Origin of the sequence: Streptomyces sp. NPDC057137, from assembly GCF_042670825.1 — a bacterium.
Lineage (GTDB): Bacteria > Actinomycetota > Actinomycetes > Streptomycetales > Streptomycetaceae > Streptomyces.
Map to the genome: position 1 here is coordinate 243,493 of NZ_JBHUUW010000001.1, position 19,351 is coordinate 262,843.

The window sequence follows — 19,351 nt, forward strand, 5'->3', positions numbered from 1 at the left end:
AGTAGGTGAGGGCATTCCGCGATCGAGCGGAATGCCCTCACCAGTTCTCAGTTCTTCTCAGCCGTTCTCAGCTGTTCGGAACAATGCGATCCGGTCAGCCGGTAATGGAGTTCAGGGCTGCCAGATATCCGTCCCTGTGGCCTTCCACATTCGGGTGGTAGGACTCGTTGATCTTGTCCCACTCCAGGCTCGTCACCCATTCCGAGCCACCCGAGCAGAGGGTGTGCGGGTCGAATGCGGGACGCGGGTCCAGGAAGGTGAATCCGGCCTCGGCCGCACGGCTCGCCATAATGTCGTTCAGCACGTCGGCCGCTGAATTCATGGCCGAACGCTCGGCGTCGCTGAGACCGAAGATTCCGCAGGAACCACCGATCTTGTAGAGCCGGGGGTAGCCCACGACGACGACCTTGGCCGACGGGGCGGCGGCCCGCACCGCGCCGTAGGTCTGCGCGAGCGCGGGAGACAGCGCGCCGGTGGCGGCCTGCTTCGCGAGCTCGACGCCGGCGATGCAGTCCGCGTCGTCGATCGTCAGGATGCAGTTCGTCAGAACATCGACGAAACCGACGTCGTTGCCTCCCACCTGCACCGTTACCAGTGTGGTGTCGGCGGTCAGCTGCGGTATCTGGGTGCTGGCGACATCGGCCGTGGTCGCGCCGGAGCACGAGGCCTCGACGAAAGCGGTGTCCGGGTGCTGGGCGGCCCAGAGCCGGGGGTAGGTCAGCGGACCTCGCCGGCACGGGTCGTCGGGGTTGTCGTAGGTACGCGTACCGGGGGCGACCGCGTAGGAGTCGCCGATGGCCACGTACTTACCGGCCGCCTTCGGTGCCGCGGTCGCTGTGGGGGCTACGGTTGCGGCTACGACCATTGCCAGCAGTGCGGCGATGAGTGGTCTTTTGGAACGCACGAATACTTCTCCGATGAGTGGGGTCATGGACTCTATATAAATAGCACCACTTGATGCCCTGCGGTATACCCGGTCATAAAATATCTGATGGCAATTCAGGAAGCTCCCCCGCAGGCACGCAACCTTCATGCAACGTTGGGTCCGGTTTACTGGCGGGATGAGTGAAGAGGAGAGCACGCGGGTGGAGGTGACGCCCGCCGCCGCCGATCTGATACGGCAACTGCGGGCCGACCACGGACCGCTGATGTTCCACCAGTCGGGCGGCTGCTGCGACGGCAGCGCGCCCATGTGCTACCCGGACGGTGAGTTCCGTACGGGGAACTCGGACGTGCTCCTGGAGTCCCTGGCGGTCGAGGGCGTCACGGAGCCGGTGCCGTTCTGGATGTCGGTGAGCCAGTACGAGGCGTGGCGGCACACCCGGCTGATCGTGGACGTCGTGGAGGGGCGCGGCAGCGGTTTCTCGCTGGAGGCGCCGGAAGGGGTGCGGTTCCTGATCCGCTCCCGGCTGATCTGAGGCGTACGCGGCGGGCGAACGAGGCGGGCGAACGGGGCGGGCGTACGGCGGCGAGTCCCGTACTCGTACGGGGAACTCGGCTGGGCCGGTGGGGCGGCGGCCGGACGGACCCCGGTCCGGCCGCGCCACGCCCTGTGAGCAGGCGCTCCGGCGCGGGTGGCGGCGGGCGGTCCCGTGGGAGTCCGGGGCGGGATGCGCCCAACTGCCGACAGGACACCGGAGTCGGCGGGTGCTGTGCTTCCGGTGTGAGCCACCTCGGTTCCCCGTCCCGGTGGAATCCGTGGTCCGGCCCCTGCGCCGGGCACCGAGGCTCGCCCTTCAGCAGACAGGGGTTCCCTCATGACGCTTCAACGCATCGCCGCCGCCGCTCTCGCCACGGCCGCTCTGACCGTCGGTGCCACGGCTGTCGCCCAGGCCGACACCCGTACCGCCGCGCCGAGTTCGGCCATGGCCGATCCCGTCGCCTGCGCGGCCTCCACCACGGCCGCCGCCGCGTCAGCGGCCAACGCCGCCACCGCCGCCGATGCCGCCAAGGCCGACGCGGCCTCGTCCGCCGCCGCGGTCAAGGCAGTCGCCGCCGCCATCGCGGCGACCCAGCCCGCCGCCGCGCTCGCGGAGGCGGCCGCCACCGCGACGGAGGCCGCTGCCGCCGCCGTCACGTCCGCCAACGCGAGCGCCGCCGCGACCACGACGGCCGCCACCGCCACCCAGGCGGCCGTCACCGCCTGCGCGGTCGCCTGACAGCCGTCACCCGGCAACCGGGGCCCGTACTCAGGGTTGCAGGCTGCTCACCACGTTCGCGGTGGAGTTGATCCCGTCCTGGATGGACGGCGCCATGCTCGTGCCCGCGAGGAAGAACCCGAGCAGCACACAGCAGATGGCGTGCCCCAGCTTGAGTCCGCCGTTGCGCACGAAGATCACGGTGAGCACCACCAGTAGCAGCACCAGTGAGATCGAAATGGCCATCGCCAACCTCCTCCGCCGCGCCGGAATTGCGGCATTCGGCCGTCAGTCTGGCGGAGCGGAGGGGCAGTTCAGGCAACTGGCGTGTAGGCCGTACGGGTTGACTACCGGTTGCTTTCCGTCGGCTGCTCGGCTACCGGTCGTTCTGCTCGGCTACCGGTCGTTCTTGGCGAGGAAGCTCTCCAGACCGGCCAGGTCGTCCGTGTTGACGTGGTCGACCCCGGCGTCGAGCAGCTCGGACCACACGGCGTCGCGGGCGGGCCCCGCCAGGTCGGGGGTCGCCCAGAACCGGACGCGCTGGCCCCGCCGGTGGGCGGCGCGGACGATGCGGTGCAGTTCGGTGCGTTCGGCGGCGGGGAAGGCGCCGACTCCCTGCCAGGTGAAGCTCGTTGTCCAGTTGCTGCTGATGAGCGGGACGAACGAGGCTCGCGCCGTGCTGCCGAGGTCTTCGAGCCGGCCGTCGTAGAAGGCGTGGCGGACCCGCTGTGCCTCCATCGGGACGCGGGCGGCGCGGTCGCCGGAGATGACCGGGGTGACGGCGCCGTACCGTACGGCGCCGTAGGAGTAGGTGCTCAGCATGGAGCGGTAGGAGCGCAGTTGGCGGTGCAGCTCCAGATAGGCGGCGGCGCCGTCCGTCTTGATGTCGATGAGCAGCTGCACCGGCCGGTGGTGCCCCCGGTACACGGCACCGCCGTTGGCCCTGACCCGGTCGCGCAGCGGGTCGAGGTAGAGCGAGCGGAGCGTACGCGTGGGGTCGAGCGTCTCGGGCTCGTGGGCGACCAGCAACTCGCCGTCGACCAGGAAGACATCGGCCTCGACGCTGGTGAAGCGGTGCGACAGGGCGTCGTGGAGGGGCCGCTCGTGCAGATAGTCGTTGTGCGCGTGGGCGCGGCGAAGCGGCTGGGGGCCGCCGCCCCGCTCGGTCGCCTGCGCGTACGAGGGTACGGCGACCGCTCCGGCGATCGCGGCGGCGAGGGTGGTCACCGCTCTGCGTCGGGTGGTGAGGGCCATGATGCCTCCGAGGTCGGTGGGGCGAACGACTAGGGCGCCCCGAGTATCCGCCGTCACCTGGCCCAAAGGGCAGGGTCGTACGAAGAGTTCGACCAGCCGACGGCTGCGATTCAGACAGTCCCGCCCCGGACCGTCCGGGCGGTCTCAGACGGTCTCGGCGATCTCCGGCCAGCGGACCGTACGGTCGCACCAGCGCTCCAGCAGCACCCGGTCGTGGCCGACGGCCAGCAGTCCGGCGCCCTGGGCGCGCCGATACTCCTCGACCACCGTGACCAGCGCGGCGGTGGTCGACGCGTCGAGCATCGCGGTCATCTCGTCGCAGACCAGCCAGCGCGGGCGCAGCACCAACGCACGGGCGAGGCAGGCGCGTTGGAGCTGACCGTCGCTGACCTCGTGCGGCCTGCGGCCGAGCAGCTCGTCGGTGAGCCCCACCGTCCGCGCCAGCTCGCCGACCCGCTCGGTCACTTCGTCCCGGCGGCCGTTGGCGCGCAGCGGTTCGGCGATCAGGTCGCTCAGCCGGAGCCGGGGGTCGGCCGACAGCCGTGGCTGCTGGAAGACGACCCCGATCGCGGTGCGCTGGGCCCTCGGGGCGCGGTGGCGCCAGCCGGTGGCGCGTTCGCCGTCGAGGGTCACGGTGCCGGCGTCGGGCCGGTGCAGCAGGGCGGCGACCCGGGCGAGGGTCGACTTGCCGCAGCCGCTGGGACCGAGGAGGCCCACCGACTCGCCGGGGGCGACGGTGACGGACGCGCCCTTGACGACGGGGGCTCCGCGTTCGTATCCGGCGGTGATGCCGAGGAGTTCAAGCATCGACGCGCTCCTCGGCGTGATGGCAGGCGACGGACGAGCCGGGCCCCGGTGTCAGGTCGGGCAGGGTGGCGCAGCTGTCGGTGGCCCGCGGGCAGCGGGCGGCGAAGGCGCAGCCGGCGGGGAGGTCGCCCAGTTCGGGCGGCATGCCGGGGATGGCGGTGAACTCCCGCTCGGGCAGGGCGTCGAGCAGGCCGCGCGCGTAGGGGTGGCGTGGCCCGTGGCCGCCGAAGAAGCTTGCCGCGGGGCTGAGTTCGACGATCCGGCCCGCGTACATGACGGCAACGCGGTCGGCGATCCGCTCGGCCGCCGCCAGATCGTGGGTGATCATCAGCAGGGCGCGGCCGTCGTCGGTGTGCCGGCGCAGTTCGTCGGCCGTACGGTCCACCAGTTCCCGGTCGAGTCCGGTGGTCGGTTCGTCGGCCAGCAGCAGCGGAGCGTCGCCGATCAGCGCGAGGGCGGTCGCCGCGCGCTGCGCGAGTCCGCCGGAGAGTTCGTGCGGGTAGCGGTCGAGGTGGTCGGCGGGGTAGGCCGCGCGTTCGGCGGCGGCCTCGGCCGCCCGGGCGAGCGCCGGCCCTCGGGCACCCGTCAACTCACGCAGTACCTCGACCAGTTGGGACCGTACGGTGCGTACGGGGGTGAGGTGCGCGGCAGGGCTCTGCGGTACGAGGCCGATGCGCCGGCCCCGTACCGTACGGGCCAGGGTCCGTTCGTCGGCGGTGAGCAGGTCCACGGGGTCGGCGCCACCCAGCAGCGCGGAGCCGGTGGTCTGCGCGTTGCCCGGCAGCAGGCCGAGCAGCGCCGACGCGAGGACCGACTTGCCGCAGCCGCTCTCGCCGACGAGCGCGAGGCACTCCCCCACGGCGAGGTCGAAGGTGGCGTCGGTGACGGCAGCGATGTGCCGTCCGCCGCGCATCCGGAAGCGGACGCCGAGGCCGCGCACCGACAGCACGGGCGCCGGTGCGGACGACTCGACCGGGGTCTCCACCGGGGTCTCCACCGGAGTACGGGGCTCGGGGGTCGTCACAGCATCAGCTCCGATCGGCGGCGCGGATTGATCCGTTCCCGCCACACCCCGGCGAGCCCGGCGATGGCGAGGGTCGGGACGATCAGGAACAGCCCGGGGAAGAGTGTCGGCCACCAGTCGCCGGCGAGCAGCGAACCGCGCGCCGTCTGTACGAGGTTGCCGAGGCTCGCCTGGTGGCTGGGCAGCCCGAGGCCGAGGAACGAGAGCGCCGACTCGTGCCACATGGCGTGCGGCACCATCAGTACGGCGGCGAGCCCCGCCTGCGGCAGTACCCCCGGCAGCAGATGGCGCACCGTGATCCGCCACCGCGAGGAGCCGCCGGAGACCGCGGCGTCCACGTACGGCCGCGAGCGCAGCGACAGGACCTCGGAGCGGACGATCCGGGCGGTGGAGAGCCAGTGCGTCAGGGCGACCGACACGATCACCGGCCAGACGCCGGGGCGGAACATCGCGACGACGAAGATGCCGAGGAGCAGGTGCGGCACCGACGAGAAGGTGTCGACGAGACGCATGACGACACGGTCGGTCCAGCCGCCGAAGGCCGCGGCGGCGGCGCCCACGGCCGTGCCGATGACGGTGGCCACGAGGGCGGCGACCAGTCCGACGAGGAGCGAGACGCGGAGCCCGTACACACAGCGCAGGAGCAGATCGCGGCCCACGTCGTCCGTGCCGAACGGGTGCTCCAGGGACGGCGGTTGGAGCTTGAGCGCGAGATCGACGGCCTGCTGGTCGAGCTGGACGACCGGCGGTACGACGAGGACGGCCAGCGCCACGACGGCGACGATGACGGCCGAGGTGACGGCACGGACCGATCGCGTCGAGCGGCGGCTGCGCCCGCGCCCGCGCGAGCGCCACGACGGGGCCGGCTCATGAGCGGTGTGCGTGGTGGTGTCAGCCATCGAAGCCCACCCTCGGGTCGGCGAGTCCGTACAGCAGGTCGGAGAGCAGGTTGCCGACGAGCACGGCCGCCGTGGCGAGGACGGTGAGCGCCGCCAGCAGCGGGAAGTCCACGGAGGTCGCCGCCTCGACGGTGGCCGCCGCGATGCCGGGCCAGCTGAAGACGGTCTCGATGAGGAGCGCGCCGGTGATGAGTTCGGGGACTCGCGAGCCGATGAGGGTGAGCATCGGCAGCATCCCGGAGCGCCAGGCGTGACCGAGCAGGACGGTGCGTTCGCTCAGTCCCCGGGCGCGCGCCCCGCGTACGGGGTCCTCCTCCAGCGCGTCGGCGACCCCTTGCCGTACGTAGAGGTAGAACCACGGCATCTGCGAGACGCCGAGCACGGCCGCCGGCAGCACCAGGTGCGAGGCGACCTGGCCGAAGGTGACGATGTCGCTCCCCGAGTCGGTGAGACCGCCGGCCGGCAGGACGTCGAGCCGCAGGGCGAAGAACCAGATCGCGAGCAGCCCCAGCCAGAACGCGGGTGCGGCTTCCAGGGTGTACGCGGCCGAGCTGACGCCCCGGTCGAGCCAGCCGCCGGGGCGGCGGGCTGCGGCCACGCCGAGCGCGGTGCCGAGCAGGATCGCGAGGACGAAGGCGGTGGTGGCCAGGAGCACGGACCAGCCGAGGCGTTCGGTGATCACGTCGGCGACCGGCCGGCGCATGACGCTGGAGTCGCCCAGGTCACCGGTGACGGCCGAGGTCAGCCACTCCCACCAGCGCCCGACGAGCGGCTGGTCGACGCCGAGGTTGGCGCGCAGTTGGTCGAGGGTCTCCTGCGAGGCGGTGAGCCCGGCGGTGCCGGCGTAGGCCTTGACGGGGTCGAACGGTGAGGCCGCGGCGACGGCGAAGACGCCGAAGGTGACGACCAGCAGGACGGGGGCGGCGAACAGCGTCCGCCGCCCCGTCATGCGGGCCATCGCCCCCCACGGGAGGCGGCGGCTCACAGCGTGCGGGCCCACTGCTCGACGTTCCACCAGGGGCCGGAGGCGAGTCCGTGGTCGTGCGGTTCGACCTGGGTGGTGAGGGTGCCCCAGGTGTCGTTCACGACGTACATGTGGTCGATGTGGGTGAGGAAGGTGTAGCCGGGGTCCTTCGCCAGCTCGCGCTGGACGGTGTCGTACGCGGCCTTGCGCGCGGGCTTCTCCCCGCTCTCGCGACCGGTGTCGAGGGCCTTGTCGACGGCCGGGTTGTCGTACCAGGCCATGTTGTTGAAGCCGTCCCCGGCGAGGCCGGAGTTGAGGAGGCTGAACTGGTCGAAGTCGGGGTCACCGGGGGCTCCGCCGCCCGCCAGGACGGCGTCGACCTTCATCCGCGGCTCGATGACCTCCCACGTACCGGCCTGGGTCTTGATGTCGATGCCGGCCTTCTTGGCGTCGGAGGCGTAGGCGAGGGCGTGGTCCTGGCGGAGCTTGTCGCCGGTCAGGTACCAGAGCGGGAAGCTCGCGCGTACGCCGTCCTTCGTACGGATGCCGTCCTGGCCGGGCTTCCAGCCCGCCTCGTCGAGGATCTTCTCGGCCCGCGCGAGGTCGTGCGGGCGCTCGGTGCCCTTGGTGAACCACTCGCTGTCGGTGGGCACGGGGCCGTAGGCGGCCCTGCCCGCGCCGTCGAGGATCTTGTCGACCATGGTGTCGCGGTCGACGGCGACGTCGAGCGCGCGGCGGACGGCGTTGTCACCGGCGACCTTGTTGTGGGTGGGGAGGGTGACGGTGCGGTAGTCGTACGTCGTGGCCGCGTAGGTCCGCCTGCCCTTGTCGTCCTTGAAGCCCTTGGCGAGGTTGGGCGGCAGGATCGCGCCGTCGAGGTCACCGGCGCGCAGCCGGGTGGCGCGTACGTCGTCGTCCTTGATGATCGCCATGGTGAACTTCTTCACCGTGGCCTCGCCGCCCCAGTAGTCCGGATTGGCCTTGAAGCTGATCTTCTCGCCCTTGGACCAGTTGGTCAGGAGATACGGTCCCGTGCCGACCGGTTTGCTGGTGAACGGCCCGGAGTTGACGTCCTGCCTGCCCGCCACGTGCTCCGGCGCGATGGGGAGCACGGTGCGCTGGGCGAACGGCGCGTACGGGTACTTCAGGGTGAAGACGACGGTGCTCTCGCCCTTGGCCGTGACGTCCTTGATGGCCGCGAGTTCGGTCTTGGACGGGTTGTTGGTCTTCGCGTCCAGGATGGTGCGGTAGGTGAAGACGACGTCCGCCGCGCCGAAGGGCTTGCCGTCGCTGAACTTCACGTCGTCGCGCAGCCGGTAGGTGTAGGTCATGCCGTCGGCGGCGACCTCGGGGAGCGCGGAGGCGAGGGCGGGCTTCAGCTTCATGTCGCCGTCGACCGTGAGAAGCCCGTCGAAGAGTTTGGAGTTGCCGTCCTTGCCGTAGCCGAGCAGCGGGCTGAGGCTGTCCGGCTCGTAGGCGATCCCGACGACGGCGGACTCCTGGTCCCCGCCGCCGTCGCCGGAGCCGCTGTCCGGGTTCGAGCAGGCCACGGCGGTGAGGGCCAGCGAACCGGCCAGCGTCGCCGCGGCCGTGCCACGTATCGAACGGGCGGTCATGGATTCCACACCCCTACTGAAGATCAAACGTTATTGCGAACGACTCGCAATTAAACAGTATGTAAAGGGGTGGTTGTCCAGGTGGTATCCCGGTCGAAGGGCGGCCGGAACTACCGCGCCCGTGCGCCCGGCGCGGGCAGGCCCGTCAGCGCCGCGAGGCTGTCGCGGTGCGATCCGGTCGAACCCAGCGCGATCTCATCGGACTTGGCCCGCTTGAGATACAGATGCGCCGGGTGCTCCCAGGTCATACCGATGCCGCCGTGGAGCTGGACGCACTCCTCGGCCGCGTGCACGGCGACCCGGCCGCAGTAGGCCTGGGCGACCGCGACGGCGAGCGGTGCGTCGGGGCTGCCGGTGGCCAGCGCGTCGGCGGCGTTGCGGGCGGCGGCGCGGGCCGAGACGACCTCCAGCCACAGGTGGGCCATCCGGTGCTTGAGCGCCTGGAAGGAGCCGATGGGGCGGTTGAACTGGTGCCGTTCGCGGGTGTGCCGGACCGTCTCCTCCAAACACCATTCGGCGAGGCCGAGTTGCTCGGAGGCGAGCAGTCCCGCGCCGGCCAGCAGTCCGCGGCGTACGGCGACCTCCGCCGTCCCCGTGTGCGCGAGCCGGGTCCCGGCGGCCAGCGCCGCGGCGTCCACGGTGACGGTGGAGAGCGGGCGCGTGAGGTCGAGCGGGGTGTGCGCCCGGACGGTGACGCCGGGCTCCGCCGTCCCGACGGCGTACAGCCCGTCGTCCCCGAGGACGAGCAGGACGTCGGCGATCGCGGCGTCGGCCACGGCCCTGATCCCGCTGCCCGGGGCCGCGTCGAGAAGGAGCGGGGCGTCGGGTCCGGTGGAGAGCGGGACGGCGAGCACGGCGACCGTACGGCCTTCGGCCAGCGCGCCGAGCAGCTTCGTGACGGCGGGAACGGCGGGAACGGTCTCGCCCAGGGCCAGCAGTGTCTGCGTCGCGATCACCGAACTGGTCAGGTACGGGGCGGGAGTTACCGCCCGGCCCAGCTCCTCCAGCACCACCGCGGCCTCGCGGTGGCTCGCGCCCTGGCCGCCGAGCGCTTCCGGTACGAGCAGCCCGGCCGCGCCGATCCCGGCGGCGAGCGATGTCCAGAGCGCGGTGTCGTACGGGGCGCCCGACTCGGCGCGGGCGAGCGCGGCGGGGACGTCGCCCCGGTCGGTGAGCAGGGACCGTACGGCGGCGCGCAGGTCGTTCTCCGCCTCGGAATACAGGAGATCGGGCGCGGCCTCGGCGGAGTCGGCGCCCTCTCCGGTGGCGGGAGCGGCGGTCGCGGCGTCCTCGGTGCTCATCGGGTGAGGTCCTTCCATGCGACGTCCTTGTCGTTGCGGGGCTCGGCGGGCAGGCCGAGGACGCGTTCGGCGACGATGTTGAGCAGTACCTCGCTCGTACCGCCCTCGATGGAGTTGCCCTTCGAGCGCAGATAGCGGTAGCCGGCCTCGCGACCGGTGAAGTCGACGAGTTCCGGGCGCCGCATCGTCCAGTCGTCGTACAACAGGCCCTCGTCGCCGAGCAGTTCGACCTCAAGACCGCTGATCTCCTGGTTGAGGCGGGCGAACGACAGCTTCAGGCCCGAGCCTTCGGGACCCGGCCTGCCCACGGCCAGCTGCTGGCGCAGCCGTTCGCCGGTCAGCCGCGCCACTTCGGCGTCCACCCAGAGCGTGAGGAGGCGCTGGTGCAGCTCGTGGGTGCGCAGGTCGGGGCGTTCGCGCCAGGTCCGGGAGACCGCGCCGATCATGCCGCCCTCGCGTGGGAGACGGGCGCCGCCGATCGAGACGCGCTCGTTCATGAGGGTGGTCCGGGCGACCTGCCAGCCGTCGCCGACCGCGCCGAGCCGGTGGGCGTCGGGGATCCGGACGTCGGTGAGGAAGACCTCGTTGAACTCGGCCTCGCCGGTTATCTGGCGCAGCGGCCGGACGTCGACACCGGGGGCGGTCATGTCGCAGATGAAGTAGCTGATGCCCCGGTGCTTGGGCAGGGTGGGGTCGGTACGGGCGATGAGGATGGCCCAGCGCGCGAGATGGGCGCTGGAGGTCCACACCTTCTGCCCGTTGACGATCCAGTCGCCACCGCCACCGCCACCGGCGTCGTCGTCGTCCCGCACCGCGCGGGTCCCGAGCGCGGCGAGGTCGGACCCGGCGCCCGGCTCGCTGAACAGCTGGCACCAGACCTCCTCGCCGACCCACAGGGGCCGCAGGAAGCGGCGCTTCTGCTCGTCGGTGCCGAACCCGAGGATGGTGGGGGCGGCCATGCCGAGGCCGATGCCGATACGGCGCGGGTCGTTGTCGGGGGCGCCGGCGGCGGCCAGTTCGGCGTCGACGACCGACTGGAGGGAGCGCGGGGCGTCGAGTCCGCCGAGGCCGGCCGGGAAGTGCACCCAGGCCAGCCCGGCGTCGAAGCGGGCCTTCAGGAAGTCGGTCGGTTCCGTGTCGGCCGGCGGGTGCGCGGCGAGCAGATCCTCGGTACGGCGGCGCAGTTCGGCCGCGTCTATCGCCTTCACCGGGCGCCCGCGGCCGATGCCGGGGCGGGGACCACGACCAGTCGGCCGGTGGTGGTGCCGTCGGCCACGCGCTGGACGGCGGAGGCGGCGCCCGCCATCGGTACCCGCTCGCTGATGAGCGGCTTGACGACGCCCTTGGCGGCGAGTTCCGTCAGTTCCTGGTGGCAGCGGAGGATCGAGGCGGGGTCCTTCTGGGTGTACAGGCCCCAGTGCAGACCGACGATCGAGTAGTTCTTGACGAGCGCGTGGTTGAGGGCGGGGGTCGGGACGGTGCCGCTCGCGAAGCCGATGACGAGGATGCGGCCCTCGAAGGCGACGCACTTGGTGGACTTGGCGTACGCGTCACCGCCGACCGGGTCGTAGACGACGTCGGCGCCGCGCCCGCCGGTGATCTCCTTCACTGTGGCGACGATGTCGTCGGTGCGCCGGTCGATGACGTGGTCGCAGCCCAACTCCCTTGCCACGCGCACCTTGTCCGGGCCGCCGGCCACGCCGATGACGGTGGCGCCCGCCGCCTTGCCGAGCTGGACGGCCGCGCTGCCGACGCCTCCGGCGGCGGCGTGCACGAGCAGTGTCTCGCCCGCCTGGAGGCGCGCCCTGCGGTGCAGTCCGAACCAGCCCGTCTGGTAGCCGATGTGCAGGGCCGCCGCCTCGGCGTCGTCGAGGGCGTCGGGGGCGGGGAGCACCGCGGCCTCGTCGGCGACGACGTATTCGGCGAGTCCGCCGTTCGGCAGGGCGGGGGTCGCGATGACGCGCCGTCCGTCCTCCGTCTCACCGCAGATCTCGACGCCCGGAGTGAAGGGCAGCGGCGGGCGGACCTGGTACTGGCCCCGGCAGAGCAGGGCGTCGGGGAAGTTGATGTCGGCCGCGAGGACCTTCAGCAGGAGCTGACCGTCGCCCGGTGCCGGCCGGTCCACCTCGTCCAGCCGCATCACCTCGCTCGGCTCGCCGTTCCGGTGCACTCGCCATGCCTGCATTCGGGGGCCTCCACACATGAGGGTCGGTACACACTCCCCCACATACTAAGCAGTCGCTTGCCCTCTGGGAACAGGCTCGTCGTCGCCGTGCCGCGCGACGGCGAGCACCGCCATGTCGTCGCTGCGTCGGCCCTTCGTCCACCGGCCGACCGACGAGAACAGGGCCCCGATCAGCCGCTCCGGATCCCCGTCCGGGACCGGCCTCAGCTCGCTGAGGGGGTCGTAGAAGGTCCCGGCCGCGTTCCGCGCCTCCGTCACCCCGTCCGTGACGCAGAGCAGGGTGGCGCCGATGGGGAAGTCGTACGAGTGGGGCCCGCCGACGCCGGGCGCGAGGCTCCCCATCCCCAGCGGGGGCGCCGCCTGGCCGGTGTCCAGCTGGCGCACCTCGCCGTTCCGTACGAGATAGGGGGCGGGATGGCCGCAGCTCAGCAGCCGCATGGTGGCGCCGCGCCGGTCGATCTCGACCAGGAGCGCGGTGGCGAAGGCCTCGGCGGCGTCGACGGCGAACGGGTCGGCGTACTGCTCGACGGAACGGACGACCGCGCGGTCGAGCCGTTCGGCGAGCCCCACCAGGTCGGCCTCGGACTCGGCGCGCTCACGGAACGCCCCGACGATGACGGAGACGGCGGAGACCGCGCCGAGGCCCTTGCCACGCACGTCGGCGATGAGCAGCCGGAGGCCGAAGGGCGTCTCCTCCACGGCGTAGAGGTCGCCGCCGATCCGGGCTGCGGCGTTCGCCGCCTCGTAACGGCAGGCGACGGTCATCGGGCCGACGATCTTGGGCAGCGGTGGCAGGACTGCCCGCTGCAACTGCTCGGCGGTGGATCTGACCACGGAGAACTTGGCGCTCTGGCTGTCGAGCATGCGCCGGACGGCCAGCGCGAGAGCCGAGGCGATCACGATCTCCGCGACCTGCACGGTCGCGGACGCGTAGCCGTGGTGGGCCTCGAACGCGGAGACGCCCGTGAGCCCGAGGCCGACGGCCACGATCAGCAGGGTGTAGCGGAACGTGCCGCTGATGGCCGCCGCCATGCCGGCGACGGCGATGAGCGCGGCGCCGCTGACGATCTTGGGAGTCACCAGTTCGAGGCCGACGGAACCGACGAGCAGCACCGGGGGCAACCAGGGGTACTGCTGAAGGCGGGAATGCCCCTGGTCCATGTCACCGGTCCCTCTCTGCCGAGCCCGTCTCTGCATCCAGTCACCACATCATGGGAACAACGGGTTCACCGCGCTATGAAACTGATCAAAGCACCCAAAAAGGTAAACCCCCATGACCGGACGGCTCTGTCAGCGGCCGAAGACCTCGAAGGGCACCGCCGGCCGGCCGCCGAAGCGCGCCGCCACCTCCCGCGCGTGGGCCGTGAGAAACGTACGGCAGTACACCTCGGGGTCCTCGTCGGTCAGCACCTCGATGTAACTGCGGTGTTCGAGCAGCGACTGTACGGAGCGTTCCAGCCCGGCCGTCGCGTCGACGGCGTGCGTCGGGCGGGTGGACCCGGCGACAGCCACCCAGCGCACGCCGTCCCACGGCTGGAGCCCCCGCTCCGTCAGCTCGGGGAAGATCCAGCGGTTCCCCGCGTCGCCGGCCGCGTCGAGCGTGGCGCGCCCGACGGCGCGGTGGTCCGGGGTGTTCCAGGCGGTACCGCCCCAGGTGTCGCGATGGTTGAGGGTGATGACCAGCTCCGGGCGGTAGCGGCGGATCGCCGCCGCGATGTCGCGGCGCAGCGCGAGCCCTTCCTCGATCACACCGTCCTTGTGGTCCAGGAAGACCACCTCGGACACCCCGACGACGGCGGCGCTCGCCCGCTGCTCGCGCTCGCGCAGCGGGGCGGCGGTGGCGGGGTCGATCGTGTCGATCCCGGCCTCGCCCCTGCTGGCGAGCAGATACGTGACGTCGCGGCCCTCGTCGGTCCAGGCGGCGACGGCCGCCGAGCAGCCGTACTCCAGGTCGTCGGGGTGCGCGACCACGGCGAGGGCGCGCTGCCAGTCGGCGGGCATGGGGGCGAGCTGTTCGGTCGAATCAGTCATGTCCGCAGGTTAGGCGGGTGGCGCCGGGGCCCGCAGTGCTTGTCAGATCTCGTCGCGCACCAGCGCCAGCAGCCGGTCGAGTACCCGTGGGCCCGAGGACCGGACGCCGTCGTGCTCGTACTCGTCGGTGACCCAGGTGCGCAGGCCCCGGATGCCGCGCGCGGTCTCCAGCGCGTGGGCGGTGTCGACGTACATGTCGTCGTGGTAGACGGCGGCGGCGACCGGGACCTCGTTGGCGGCCAGCCGGTCGACGTCGTACAGCGCGGGCCAGTCCCGGCGGGCGGCCAGCAGTTCCGCGGTCTCGCGCAGCGGGCGCAGCGCGGGGTCGGCGGTGAAGTGCCAGGGGTGGATGGTCTCGCCGGTGAACAGGAGCGGGGTGTCGCCGGCCAGGGTCCGCGCCGCGTCGAACCGGGGGAACTCCGCGCGTACCCGCTCGGCCGACCAGGCGGTCGGGCGGGTGTCCTGGGCGTAGACGGCCTCGTGCACGAGCGCGTACAACGGGTGCCCGGCGAAGGAGAGCTGGGCGGCTACGCCTTCCTGGAAGGTGTCGGACAGTTCATGGCCGCCGGGGGTGTGCACGAACGCGTTCTCCAGCAGCTGGTGCAGTTGATGGGTCCCTTCGCCGCCGCCGAGCAGGATGCCGAGGGACTGGAACGCCTCGGGGGTGAGGGTGTAGCCGTTCGGCAGGACCGGGTGGTGTTCGGCGATGTGTCCGACGATCCGGCGGGCCTGTTCGACGTCCTGCGGATAGCGGGCGTAGTGCGCGGCAACCTTGCGTTCGATACGCGGGTAGGCGGCGCGGTAGACGTCGTCGGGCCCGCCGTCGAGCGTGGGCAGACCGCCGGTGATCAGTACGGCGCGCAGGCCCTCGGGCGCCGCGGAGAGATAGCGGACGGCGCAGAAGCCGCCGAAGCTCTGGCCGAGAACGGTCCACGGGGCGCCGCCGGTGAGCTGGGGCCTGATGGCCTCGCAGTCCCGCACGATGTTGTCGGACCTGAAGTGGGCCAGGTAGTCGGCCTGTTGCCGGGCGTCACCGCGGGCCGGGAGCGTCTGGCGGTTGGCGGGGGTGGAGAGGCCGGTGCCGCGCTGGTCGAGGTGGAGCACCCGGAAGTCCTCCAGGGCGCGCCCGAGCCACGCCTGGCGGCCGATGAAACGGCGCGCGCCGAAGCCGGGTCCGCCTTCGAGGTAGACGAGCCACGGCAGGTCGGCGTCGGCCTTCGCGGTGGCCACGGCCTCGCGGCCGTACAGCTCGATCCGCTCCCCCGACGGGTTCGCGTGGTCGAGCGGGACCGAGAAGCGGTGGTCGGTGAGGGTGACGCCGGGCTGGCGGTAGCTGGTCAAAGGTGCTCCTGGGTCGGTGGTCCGTGTGGTCTGTGTCGTTGGCTGTGGTCCGGCAGCCGGCCGCGACCGTTCAGCCGCGGCCCGTGTGCGAACGTCCCCGCTCGCTCCTAGCGTGACCTCATGATCCGGTTCGAGCAGGTCAGCAAGGTCTACCCAGACGGTACGACGGCCGTCGACGACCTGTCCTTCGAGGTCCGTGAAGGGGAGCTGGTCACTCTGGTCGGACCCTCCGGCTGCGGCAAGACGACCACGATGATGATGGTGAACCGGCTGATCGAGCCGACGTCCGGCCGTATCCTCGTCGACGGCCAGGACATCTCCGGGGTCGACCCGGTACGGCTGCGCCGCCGGATCGGCTACGTGATCCAGCAGGTGGGGCTCTTTCCGCACCGTACGGTCCTCGACAACACGGCGACGGTCCCGGCGCTGATCGGCTGGAAGAAGCCGAAGGCACGTGAGCGGGCGGCGGAGCTGCTGGATCTGGTGGGGCTCGACCCGAAGGTGTACGGGCCGCGCCATCCGGCGCAGTTGTCGGGCGGTCAGCGTCAACGGGTGGGCGTGGCACGCGCGTTGGCGGCCGATCCGCCGGTGCTGCTGATGGACGAGCCGTTCGGCGCGGTCGACCCGGTGACGCGTGAGCGGCTGCGACACGAGTTCCTGAATCTCCAGGCGACCGTGCGCAAGACGGTGTTGATGGTGACGCACGACATCGAGGAGGCGGTGCTGATGGGCGACCGGATCGCGGTGTACGGGCAGGGGCGTATCGAGCAGTTCGACAGGCCGGGGGCGGTCCTCGGGACGCCGGCCACCCCGTACGTCGCGGAATTCGTCGGCGCCGACCGGGGGTTGAAGCGGCTGTCGGTCACCACGATCGAGCCGGCCGACCTGGAGCAGCCCCCGGTGGCCCGGCTCGACGAGCCGGCCGCGGGCGCGGCGGAGCGGCTGCGCGAGGAGGGCGGGAGGTGGGCGGTGGTGCTGAACGGCGGCGGTGAGCTGCACGGTTGGGTGTCGGCGGACGCGCTGGAGCGTGCGGGCGGGCAGGGCACGGTGGGTGACACGGCGCGGCGCATGGAGGCGTGGGTGCCGGTCGGGGCGCCGCTGAAGCAGGCGTTCAGCGAGATGCTTCAGCATGACGCGGGGTGGGTCGCGGTGGTGGACGGATCGCGGTTCGCGGGTGTGCTGACCCCGGCGAAGCTGCACGAGGCGCTGCGGCGGTCGGTGGACGCGGACGCGCACGGGATCCCGCGCGGCGAGGTCGAGTTCGACTCGGTCGCGGACGCGTAGGCGTGGGCGGACGCTCAGGCGTGCCAGGACTGCCGGGCGGGGTGCGTCCTACGCACCCCGCCCGGAGTGGACCGGTCAGCCTCGGGCGACCGCGATCGAGCCTTGGAGGCGTTCGCCCGCCTCGTAGACCATGTACGGCACTCCCTCGTCGGTCCCGAAGCTCGGCGCGGCACTGCGGCCGTTGTCCGGTGCGCTGTTGGCCGAGTCGTAGAAGACGCCGAGGTGGTTCCGGCGGCTGAAGTCGTTGCCGACCTCGGTGATCAGCAGATTGCCGCCGTGCTCCTTGTCGGTGTTGTAGACCACGTACGTGCTGCCGTTCCGGCTGAGCAGGTGCGGGCCGCCGACGTTGTTCGCGCCGACGTCGGAGTGGCGGACGAGCGGCGTCTGGTCGAAGGTCCAGTTACGGCCGTCGCTCGACCAACCCCACGCGATGGCACGGTGGTTGGACTGGTTGTTGAGCATGAAGAGCATCACGTAGTGCGCGCCGCGCGACGGCAGTTCGTGCGCGAAGACACGGGCGTACGAGGTCTCGTTGCTGCCCGCGGGCATCATCGCGGTGGTGAGCACCACCTTGTCGTACGTGAAGGTGATGCCGTCCTTGGAGCGGGCGAGGCGGGTGGTGCCGTTCTCGCCGTGGAAGTAGAGCCACAGCTCCTTGAGGTCCGCGCGCCAGATGACGTGCGGCGAGGCGACGTGGCTGACCTTGTAGTGCGGCTGCCAGTTGTTGGAGACGATCGGGTTGGCGGTGTACTCGGTGAACGGCCCTTCCAGCGAGTCGCCGTAGGCCAGGCAGATGCCGCCGGGCGCGTCGTGCGGGCCGTAGTAGAGGTAGTAACGGCCCAGCGGATTGGCCAGCTTGTCGTAGACGCCCCGGATGCACGGGAAGATGATCTCGCCGGTGGGGTTGTACTTGAGCTGGGAGGGCTTCAGGAGCGTCTTGAGGTACCGGTAGTCGGGGAATCCGCCGGGCGCCGCGGCGACGGCGGCGACGGCGGGGGCCGCGGGGGTCGCGGGGGTCGCGGGGGTCGCGGCGGCAGGGGCAGCGCCGGCGCTGCCCGCCGTGGCGCCGGTGGCTATCACACCGGAGGTCACCGCGGCTGTCGCGGCCGCGGCGCGCAGGAATATCCGACGGCCGGGGTTCTGCGGCCGGTCGTGGGTGCCGTGCGTGTCTTGCTGTGTCATGTCGTTCTCCGTCCAGGGAGTTGAGAGATCACAGAAGTGCGGGATCACAGATAGGTGGCGGCGGTGACGCAGAAGCCGCCGAGGGCGACGGCCCAGACGTACGGCAGGGTCCGCAGCATCACCTGCTGCGGTGTGACCCCCGCGTACTGGGCGCTCCACACGGTCTGGGTGCTGGTCGGGTCCGACACACCGAAGACCTGGTTGTACGAGGTGGCGAGACCCAGCACCGCGACGGCCGGGTAGATGCCGGCGGCGATGAGGACACCGGCGATGCCCGCGCCGAGGCCGAAGACGTTCAGCGGCCCCCGGTAGAGGCAGAGCGGTACGAGCAGGGTGAAGACCACGACGAACAGCACCGGGTTCTGCGGGCTGACGGCCTTGACCAGCGGCTCCAGCGCCTCCACGGCGCCGGGCAGCTTCACCGCGGCGAGCAGGATGCCGATCGCGATGAACAGCACGATCGGCGCCGCCGCGACCTCGAAGCCGCCGTACAGGGTGCGCAGCAGCCGCTTGCTCATCTCGCCCGGCCGCGTGGTGGTGACCAGCGCGTACAGGACACCGGCCAGCATCGACGGCAGGATCGCGACGTCGAGGCCGAGGGCGAGAATCAGCGGTACGAGCGGGGTGAGCAGCGCGTACCACGGGGCGTCGCCGAGCTGCTTGCGGCGCGAAGTGGGCTTCGCGGACGCGGACTTGAGCGACCAGGCGTGCTCGACGCCGCGTCGTCGCGTCTCGATGAGGACGAAGAGGACGGCGGCGGCCAGCGCGAACGGGAACAGCTTGATCATGAAGCCGCGCACGGTGTCGACGGGCAGTTCCAGCGCGGTGGAGAAGAACTGCCAGATGGGCAGCTCGAACGGCATACCGGCCGCGATGCCCATCAGGATCGTGCCGGCCGCGGTGACCTTCGGGATACCGACGGCGATCATGGCGGGGATGCCGATGATGCCGGCGAGCATCGCGGCGGGCGCCGAGCCCGTGACCGTACCGACGAGTGTCGAGACGGCGAGGACACCGAGCGCGACCACGACCGGGCGGTCACCGCCGAATTCGACGATCTTGCGGACGAGGGTGCCCGCGATACCGGTCTCGTCGAGGAGCTTGCCGAGCCAGGAGCCGAACAGGATCGCGATCATCGTGGCGGCGAGGGCGGGTGCGCCCTCCTGGACGACCGTGTCGAGGACGCTGTTCTCGCCGGTCAGCGGGGCGCCCGCGAGGAAGGCGATGACGACGGCCAGGATGACGAGGGCGAAGGCGGTGGGGAGCTTGCGGGTGAGCATCGCGGCGACACCGGCCGCCATGACAAGAAGGATGACGACGCCCAT

General features: G+C 71.6%; 19 protein-coding genes. 3 read left to right on the forward strand and 16 right to left on the reverse strand.

Going from position 1 to position 19,351, the window contains the following annotated elements:
• Positions 1 to 94: 94 nt before the first annotated feature.
• Positions 95 to 931: an SGNH/GDSL hydrolase family protein gene (locus tag ACFT9I_RS00970; protein ID WP_382559037.1), complete on the reverse strand. Its 837-nt coding sequence runs from the start codon at positions 929 to 931 to the stop codon at positions 95 to 97.
• A gap of 130 nt (positions 932 to 1,061) precedes the next feature.
• Between ACFT9I_RS00970 and ACFT9I_RS00975 the strand changes: the two genes are divergently transcribed.
• Entirely contained in the window at positions 1,062 to 1,418 is a 357-nt protein-coding gene (locus tag ACFT9I_RS00975) for a DUF779 domain-containing protein (RefSeq protein WP_382559039.1), read from the forward strand.
• Between the two features lie 339 nt (positions 1,419 to 1,757).
• Positions 1,758 to 2,159: a hypothetical protein gene (locus ACFT9I_RS00980; RefSeq protein ID WP_382559041.1), complete on the forward strand. Its 402-nt coding sequence runs from the start codon at positions 1,758 to 1,760 to the stop codon at positions 2,157 to 2,159.
• 30 nt (positions 2,160 to 2,189) lie between these two features.
• Here the strand turns inward: ACFT9I_RS00980 and ACFT9I_RS00985 are convergent, their stop codons facing one another.
• The 13 genes from ACFT9I_RS00985 to ACFT9I_RS01045 all read right to left on the reverse strand — a co-directional run bounded on the left by ACFT9I_RS00985 (position 2,190) and on the right by ACFT9I_RS01045 (position 15,560).
• Positions 2,190 to 2,384, reverse strand: coding sequence for a hypothetical protein (locus ACFT9I_RS00985; RefSeq protein ID WP_382559043.1), 195 nt, complete (start codon positions 2,382 to 2,384; stop codon positions 2,190 to 2,192).
• A 150-nt stretch (positions 2,385 to 2,534) separates the two neighbouring features.
• Positions 2,535 to 3,392 (reverse strand): phosphatidylinositol-specific phospholipase C/glycerophosphodiester phosphodiesterase family protein, encoded by an 858-nt coding sequence (locus ACFT9I_RS00990; RefSeq protein ID WP_382559045.1) that lies wholly within the window; start codon positions 3,390 to 3,392, stop codon positions 2,535 to 2,537.
• Positions 3,393 to 3,536: 144 nt separating this feature from the next.
• Positions 3,537 to 4,199: an ABC transporter ATP-binding protein gene (locus tag ACFT9I_RS00995; RefSeq protein ID WP_382559047.1), complete on the reverse strand. Its 663-nt coding sequence runs from the start codon at positions 4,197 to 4,199 to the stop codon at positions 3,537 to 3,539.
• Positions 4,192 to 5,112, reverse strand: coding sequence for an ABC transporter ATP-binding protein (locus tag ACFT9I_RS01000; RefSeq protein WP_382559599.1), 921 nt, complete (start codon positions 5,110 to 5,112; stop codon positions 4,192 to 4,194). The genes ACFT9I_RS00995 and ACFT9I_RS01000 overlap by 8 nt, the downstream gene beginning before the upstream one ends.
• A gap of 107 nt (positions 5,113 to 5,219) precedes the next feature.
• Complete coding sequence (locus ACFT9I_RS01005) at positions 5,220 to 6,122, reverse strand: ABC transporter permease (protein WP_382559049.1); 903 nt, start codon at positions 6,120 to 6,122, stop codon at positions 5,220 to 5,222.
• On the reverse strand, positions 6,115 to 7,080 hold the full coding sequence (locus ACFT9I_RS01010; protein WP_382559050.1) for an ABC transporter permease: 966 nt from the start codon (positions 7,078 to 7,080) through the stop codon (positions 6,115 to 6,117). Before ACFT9I_RS01010 ends, ACFT9I_RS01005 begins: the two co-directional genes overlap by 8 nt.
• A 23-nt stretch (positions 7,081 to 7,103) precedes the next feature.
• On the reverse strand, positions 7,104 to 8,702 hold the full coding sequence (locus tag ACFT9I_RS01015) for an ABC transporter substrate-binding protein (protein WP_382559052.1): 1,599 nt from the start codon (positions 8,700 to 8,702) through the stop codon (positions 7,104 to 7,106).
• Positions 8,703 to 8,812: 110 nt separating this feature from the next.
• Complete coding sequence (locus ACFT9I_RS01020) at positions 8,813 to 10,003, reverse strand: acyl-CoA dehydrogenase family protein (protein WP_382559054.1); 1,191 nt, start codon at positions 10,001 to 10,003, stop codon at positions 8,813 to 8,815.
• Positions 10,000 to 11,211, reverse strand: coding sequence for an acyl-CoA dehydrogenase family protein (locus ACFT9I_RS01025; RefSeq protein WP_382559056.1), 1,212 nt, complete (start codon positions 11,209 to 11,211; stop codon positions 10,000 to 10,002). The genes ACFT9I_RS01020 and ACFT9I_RS01025 overlap by 4 nt, the downstream gene beginning before the upstream one ends.
• A complete protein-coding gene (locus ACFT9I_RS01030; RefSeq protein ID WP_382559058.1) occupies positions 11,208 to 12,188 on the reverse strand; it encodes an NADPH:quinone oxidoreductase family protein in 981 nt (326 codons plus the stop codon). Before ACFT9I_RS01030 ends, ACFT9I_RS01025 begins: the two co-directional genes overlap by 4 nt.
• 45 nt (positions 12,189 to 12,233) lie before the next feature.
• Complete coding sequence (locus ACFT9I_RS01035) at positions 12,234 to 13,349, reverse strand: PP2C family protein-serine/threonine phosphatase (protein ID WP_382559060.1); 1,116 nt, start codon at positions 13,347 to 13,349, stop codon at positions 12,234 to 12,236.
• Positions 13,350 to 13,478: 129 nt separating this feature from the next.
• Positions 13,479 to 14,219, reverse strand: a complete 741-nt coding sequence (locus ACFT9I_RS01040) for a PIG-L deacetylase family protein (protein ID WP_382559062.1) — start codon at positions 14,217 to 14,219, stop codon at positions 13,479 to 13,481.
• 42 nt (positions 14,220 to 14,261) lie between these two features.
• Positions 14,262 to 15,560, reverse strand: a complete 1,299-nt coding sequence (locus tag ACFT9I_RS01045; RefSeq protein WP_382559064.1) for an alpha/beta fold hydrolase — start codon at positions 15,558 to 15,560, stop codon at positions 14,262 to 14,264.
• Positions 15,561 to 15,680: 120 nt separating this feature from the next.
• Here ACFT9I_RS01045 and ACFT9I_RS01050 point away from each other — a divergent pair, with 120 nt between their 5' ends.
• Positions 15,681 to 16,844, forward strand: coding sequence for an ATP-binding cassette domain-containing protein (locus ACFT9I_RS01050; protein WP_382559066.1), 1,164 nt, complete (start codon positions 15,681 to 15,683; stop codon positions 16,842 to 16,844).
• 75 nt (positions 16,845 to 16,919) lie between these two features.
• Here ACFT9I_RS01050 and ACFT9I_RS01055 read toward each other — a convergent pair whose 3' ends face one another.
• Both ACFT9I_RS01055 and ACFT9I_RS01060 read right to left on the reverse strand, forming a co-directional pair.
• Positions 16,920 to 18,026 carry a hypothetical protein gene (locus ACFT9I_RS01055; protein ID WP_382559068.1) on the reverse strand — a complete coding sequence of 369 codons (1,107 nt, stop codon included), beginning with the start codon at positions 18,024 to 18,026 and terminating at the stop codon, positions 16,920 to 16,922.
• Positions 18,027 to 18,070: 44 nt separating this feature from the next.
• Complete coding sequence (locus tag ACFT9I_RS01060; protein WP_382559070.1) at positions 18,071 to 19,351, reverse strand: transporter; 1,281 nt, start codon at positions 19,349 to 19,351, stop codon at positions 18,071 to 18,073.

Excerpts from the sequence above, each read along its gene's own strand:
- ACFT9I_RS01035 (WP_382559060.1), bottom strand. The coding sequence starts at position 13,349 with ATGGACCAGGGGCATTCCCGCCTTCAGCAGTACCCCTGGTTGCCCCCG.
- ACFT9I_RS01060 (WP_382559070.1), bottom strand. The coding sequence starts at position 19,351 with ATGGGCGTCGTCATCCTTCTTGTCATGGCGGCCGGTGTCGCCGCGATG.
- ACFT9I_RS01010 (WP_382559050.1), bottom strand. The coding sequence starts at position 7,080 with ATGGCCCGCATGACGGGGCGGCGGACGCTGTTCGCCGCCCCCGTCCTG.
- ACFT9I_RS00970 (WP_382559037.1), bottom strand. The coding sequence starts at position 931 with ATGACCCCACTCATCGGAGAAGTATTCGTGCGTTCCAAAAGACCACTC.
- ACFT9I_RS01020 (WP_382559054.1), bottom strand. The coding sequence starts at position 10,003 with ATGAGCACCGAGGACGCCGCGACCGCCGCTCCCGCCACCGGAGAGGGC.
- ACFT9I_RS01005 (WP_382559049.1), bottom strand. The coding sequence starts at position 6,122 with ATGGCTGACACCACCACGCACACCGCTCATGAGCCGGCCCCGTCGTGG.
- ACFT9I_RS01040 (WP_382559062.1), bottom strand. The coding sequence starts at position 14,219 with ATGACTGATTCGACCGAACAGCTCGCCCCCATGCCCGCCGACTGGCAG.
- ACFT9I_RS01015 (WP_382559052.1), bottom strand. The coding sequence starts at position 8,702 with ATGACCGCCCGTTCGATACGTGGCACGGCCGCGGCGACGCTGGCCGGT.
- ACFT9I_RS01030 (WP_382559058.1), bottom strand. The coding sequence starts at position 12,188 with ATGCAGGCATGGCGAGTGCACCGGAACGGCGAGCCGAGCGAGGTGATG.
- ACFT9I_RS00995 (WP_382559047.1), bottom strand. The coding sequence starts at position 4,199 with ATGCTTGAACTCCTCGGCATCACCGCCGGATACGAACGCGGAGCCCCC.
- ACFT9I_RS01055 (WP_382559068.1), bottom strand. The coding sequence starts at position 18,026 with ATGACACAGCAAGACACGCACGGCACCCACGACCGGCCGCAGAACCCC.
- ACFT9I_RS00975 (WP_382559039.1), top strand. The coding sequence starts at position 1,062 with ATGAGTGAAGAGGAGAGCACGCGGGTGGAGGTGACGCCCGCCGCCGCC.
- ACFT9I_RS01050 (WP_382559066.1), top strand. The coding sequence starts at position 15,681 with ATGATCCGGTTCGAGCAGGTCAGCAAGGTCTACCCAGACGGTACGACG.
- ACFT9I_RS00990 (WP_382559045.1), bottom strand. The coding sequence starts at position 3,392 with ATGGCCCTCACCACCCGACGCAGAGCGGTGACCACCCTCGCCGCCGCG.
- ACFT9I_RS01000 (WP_382559599.1), bottom strand. The coding sequence starts at position 5,112 with ATGCGCGGCGGACGGCACATCGCTGCCGTCACCGACGCCACCTTCGAC.
- ACFT9I_RS00980 (WP_382559041.1), top strand. The coding sequence starts at position 1,758 with ATGACGCTTCAACGCATCGCCGCCGCCGCTCTCGCCACGGCCGCTCTG.
- ACFT9I_RS00985 (WP_382559043.1), bottom strand. The coding sequence starts at position 2,384 with ATGGCCATTTCGATCTCACTGGTGCTGCTACTGGTGGTGCTCACCGTG.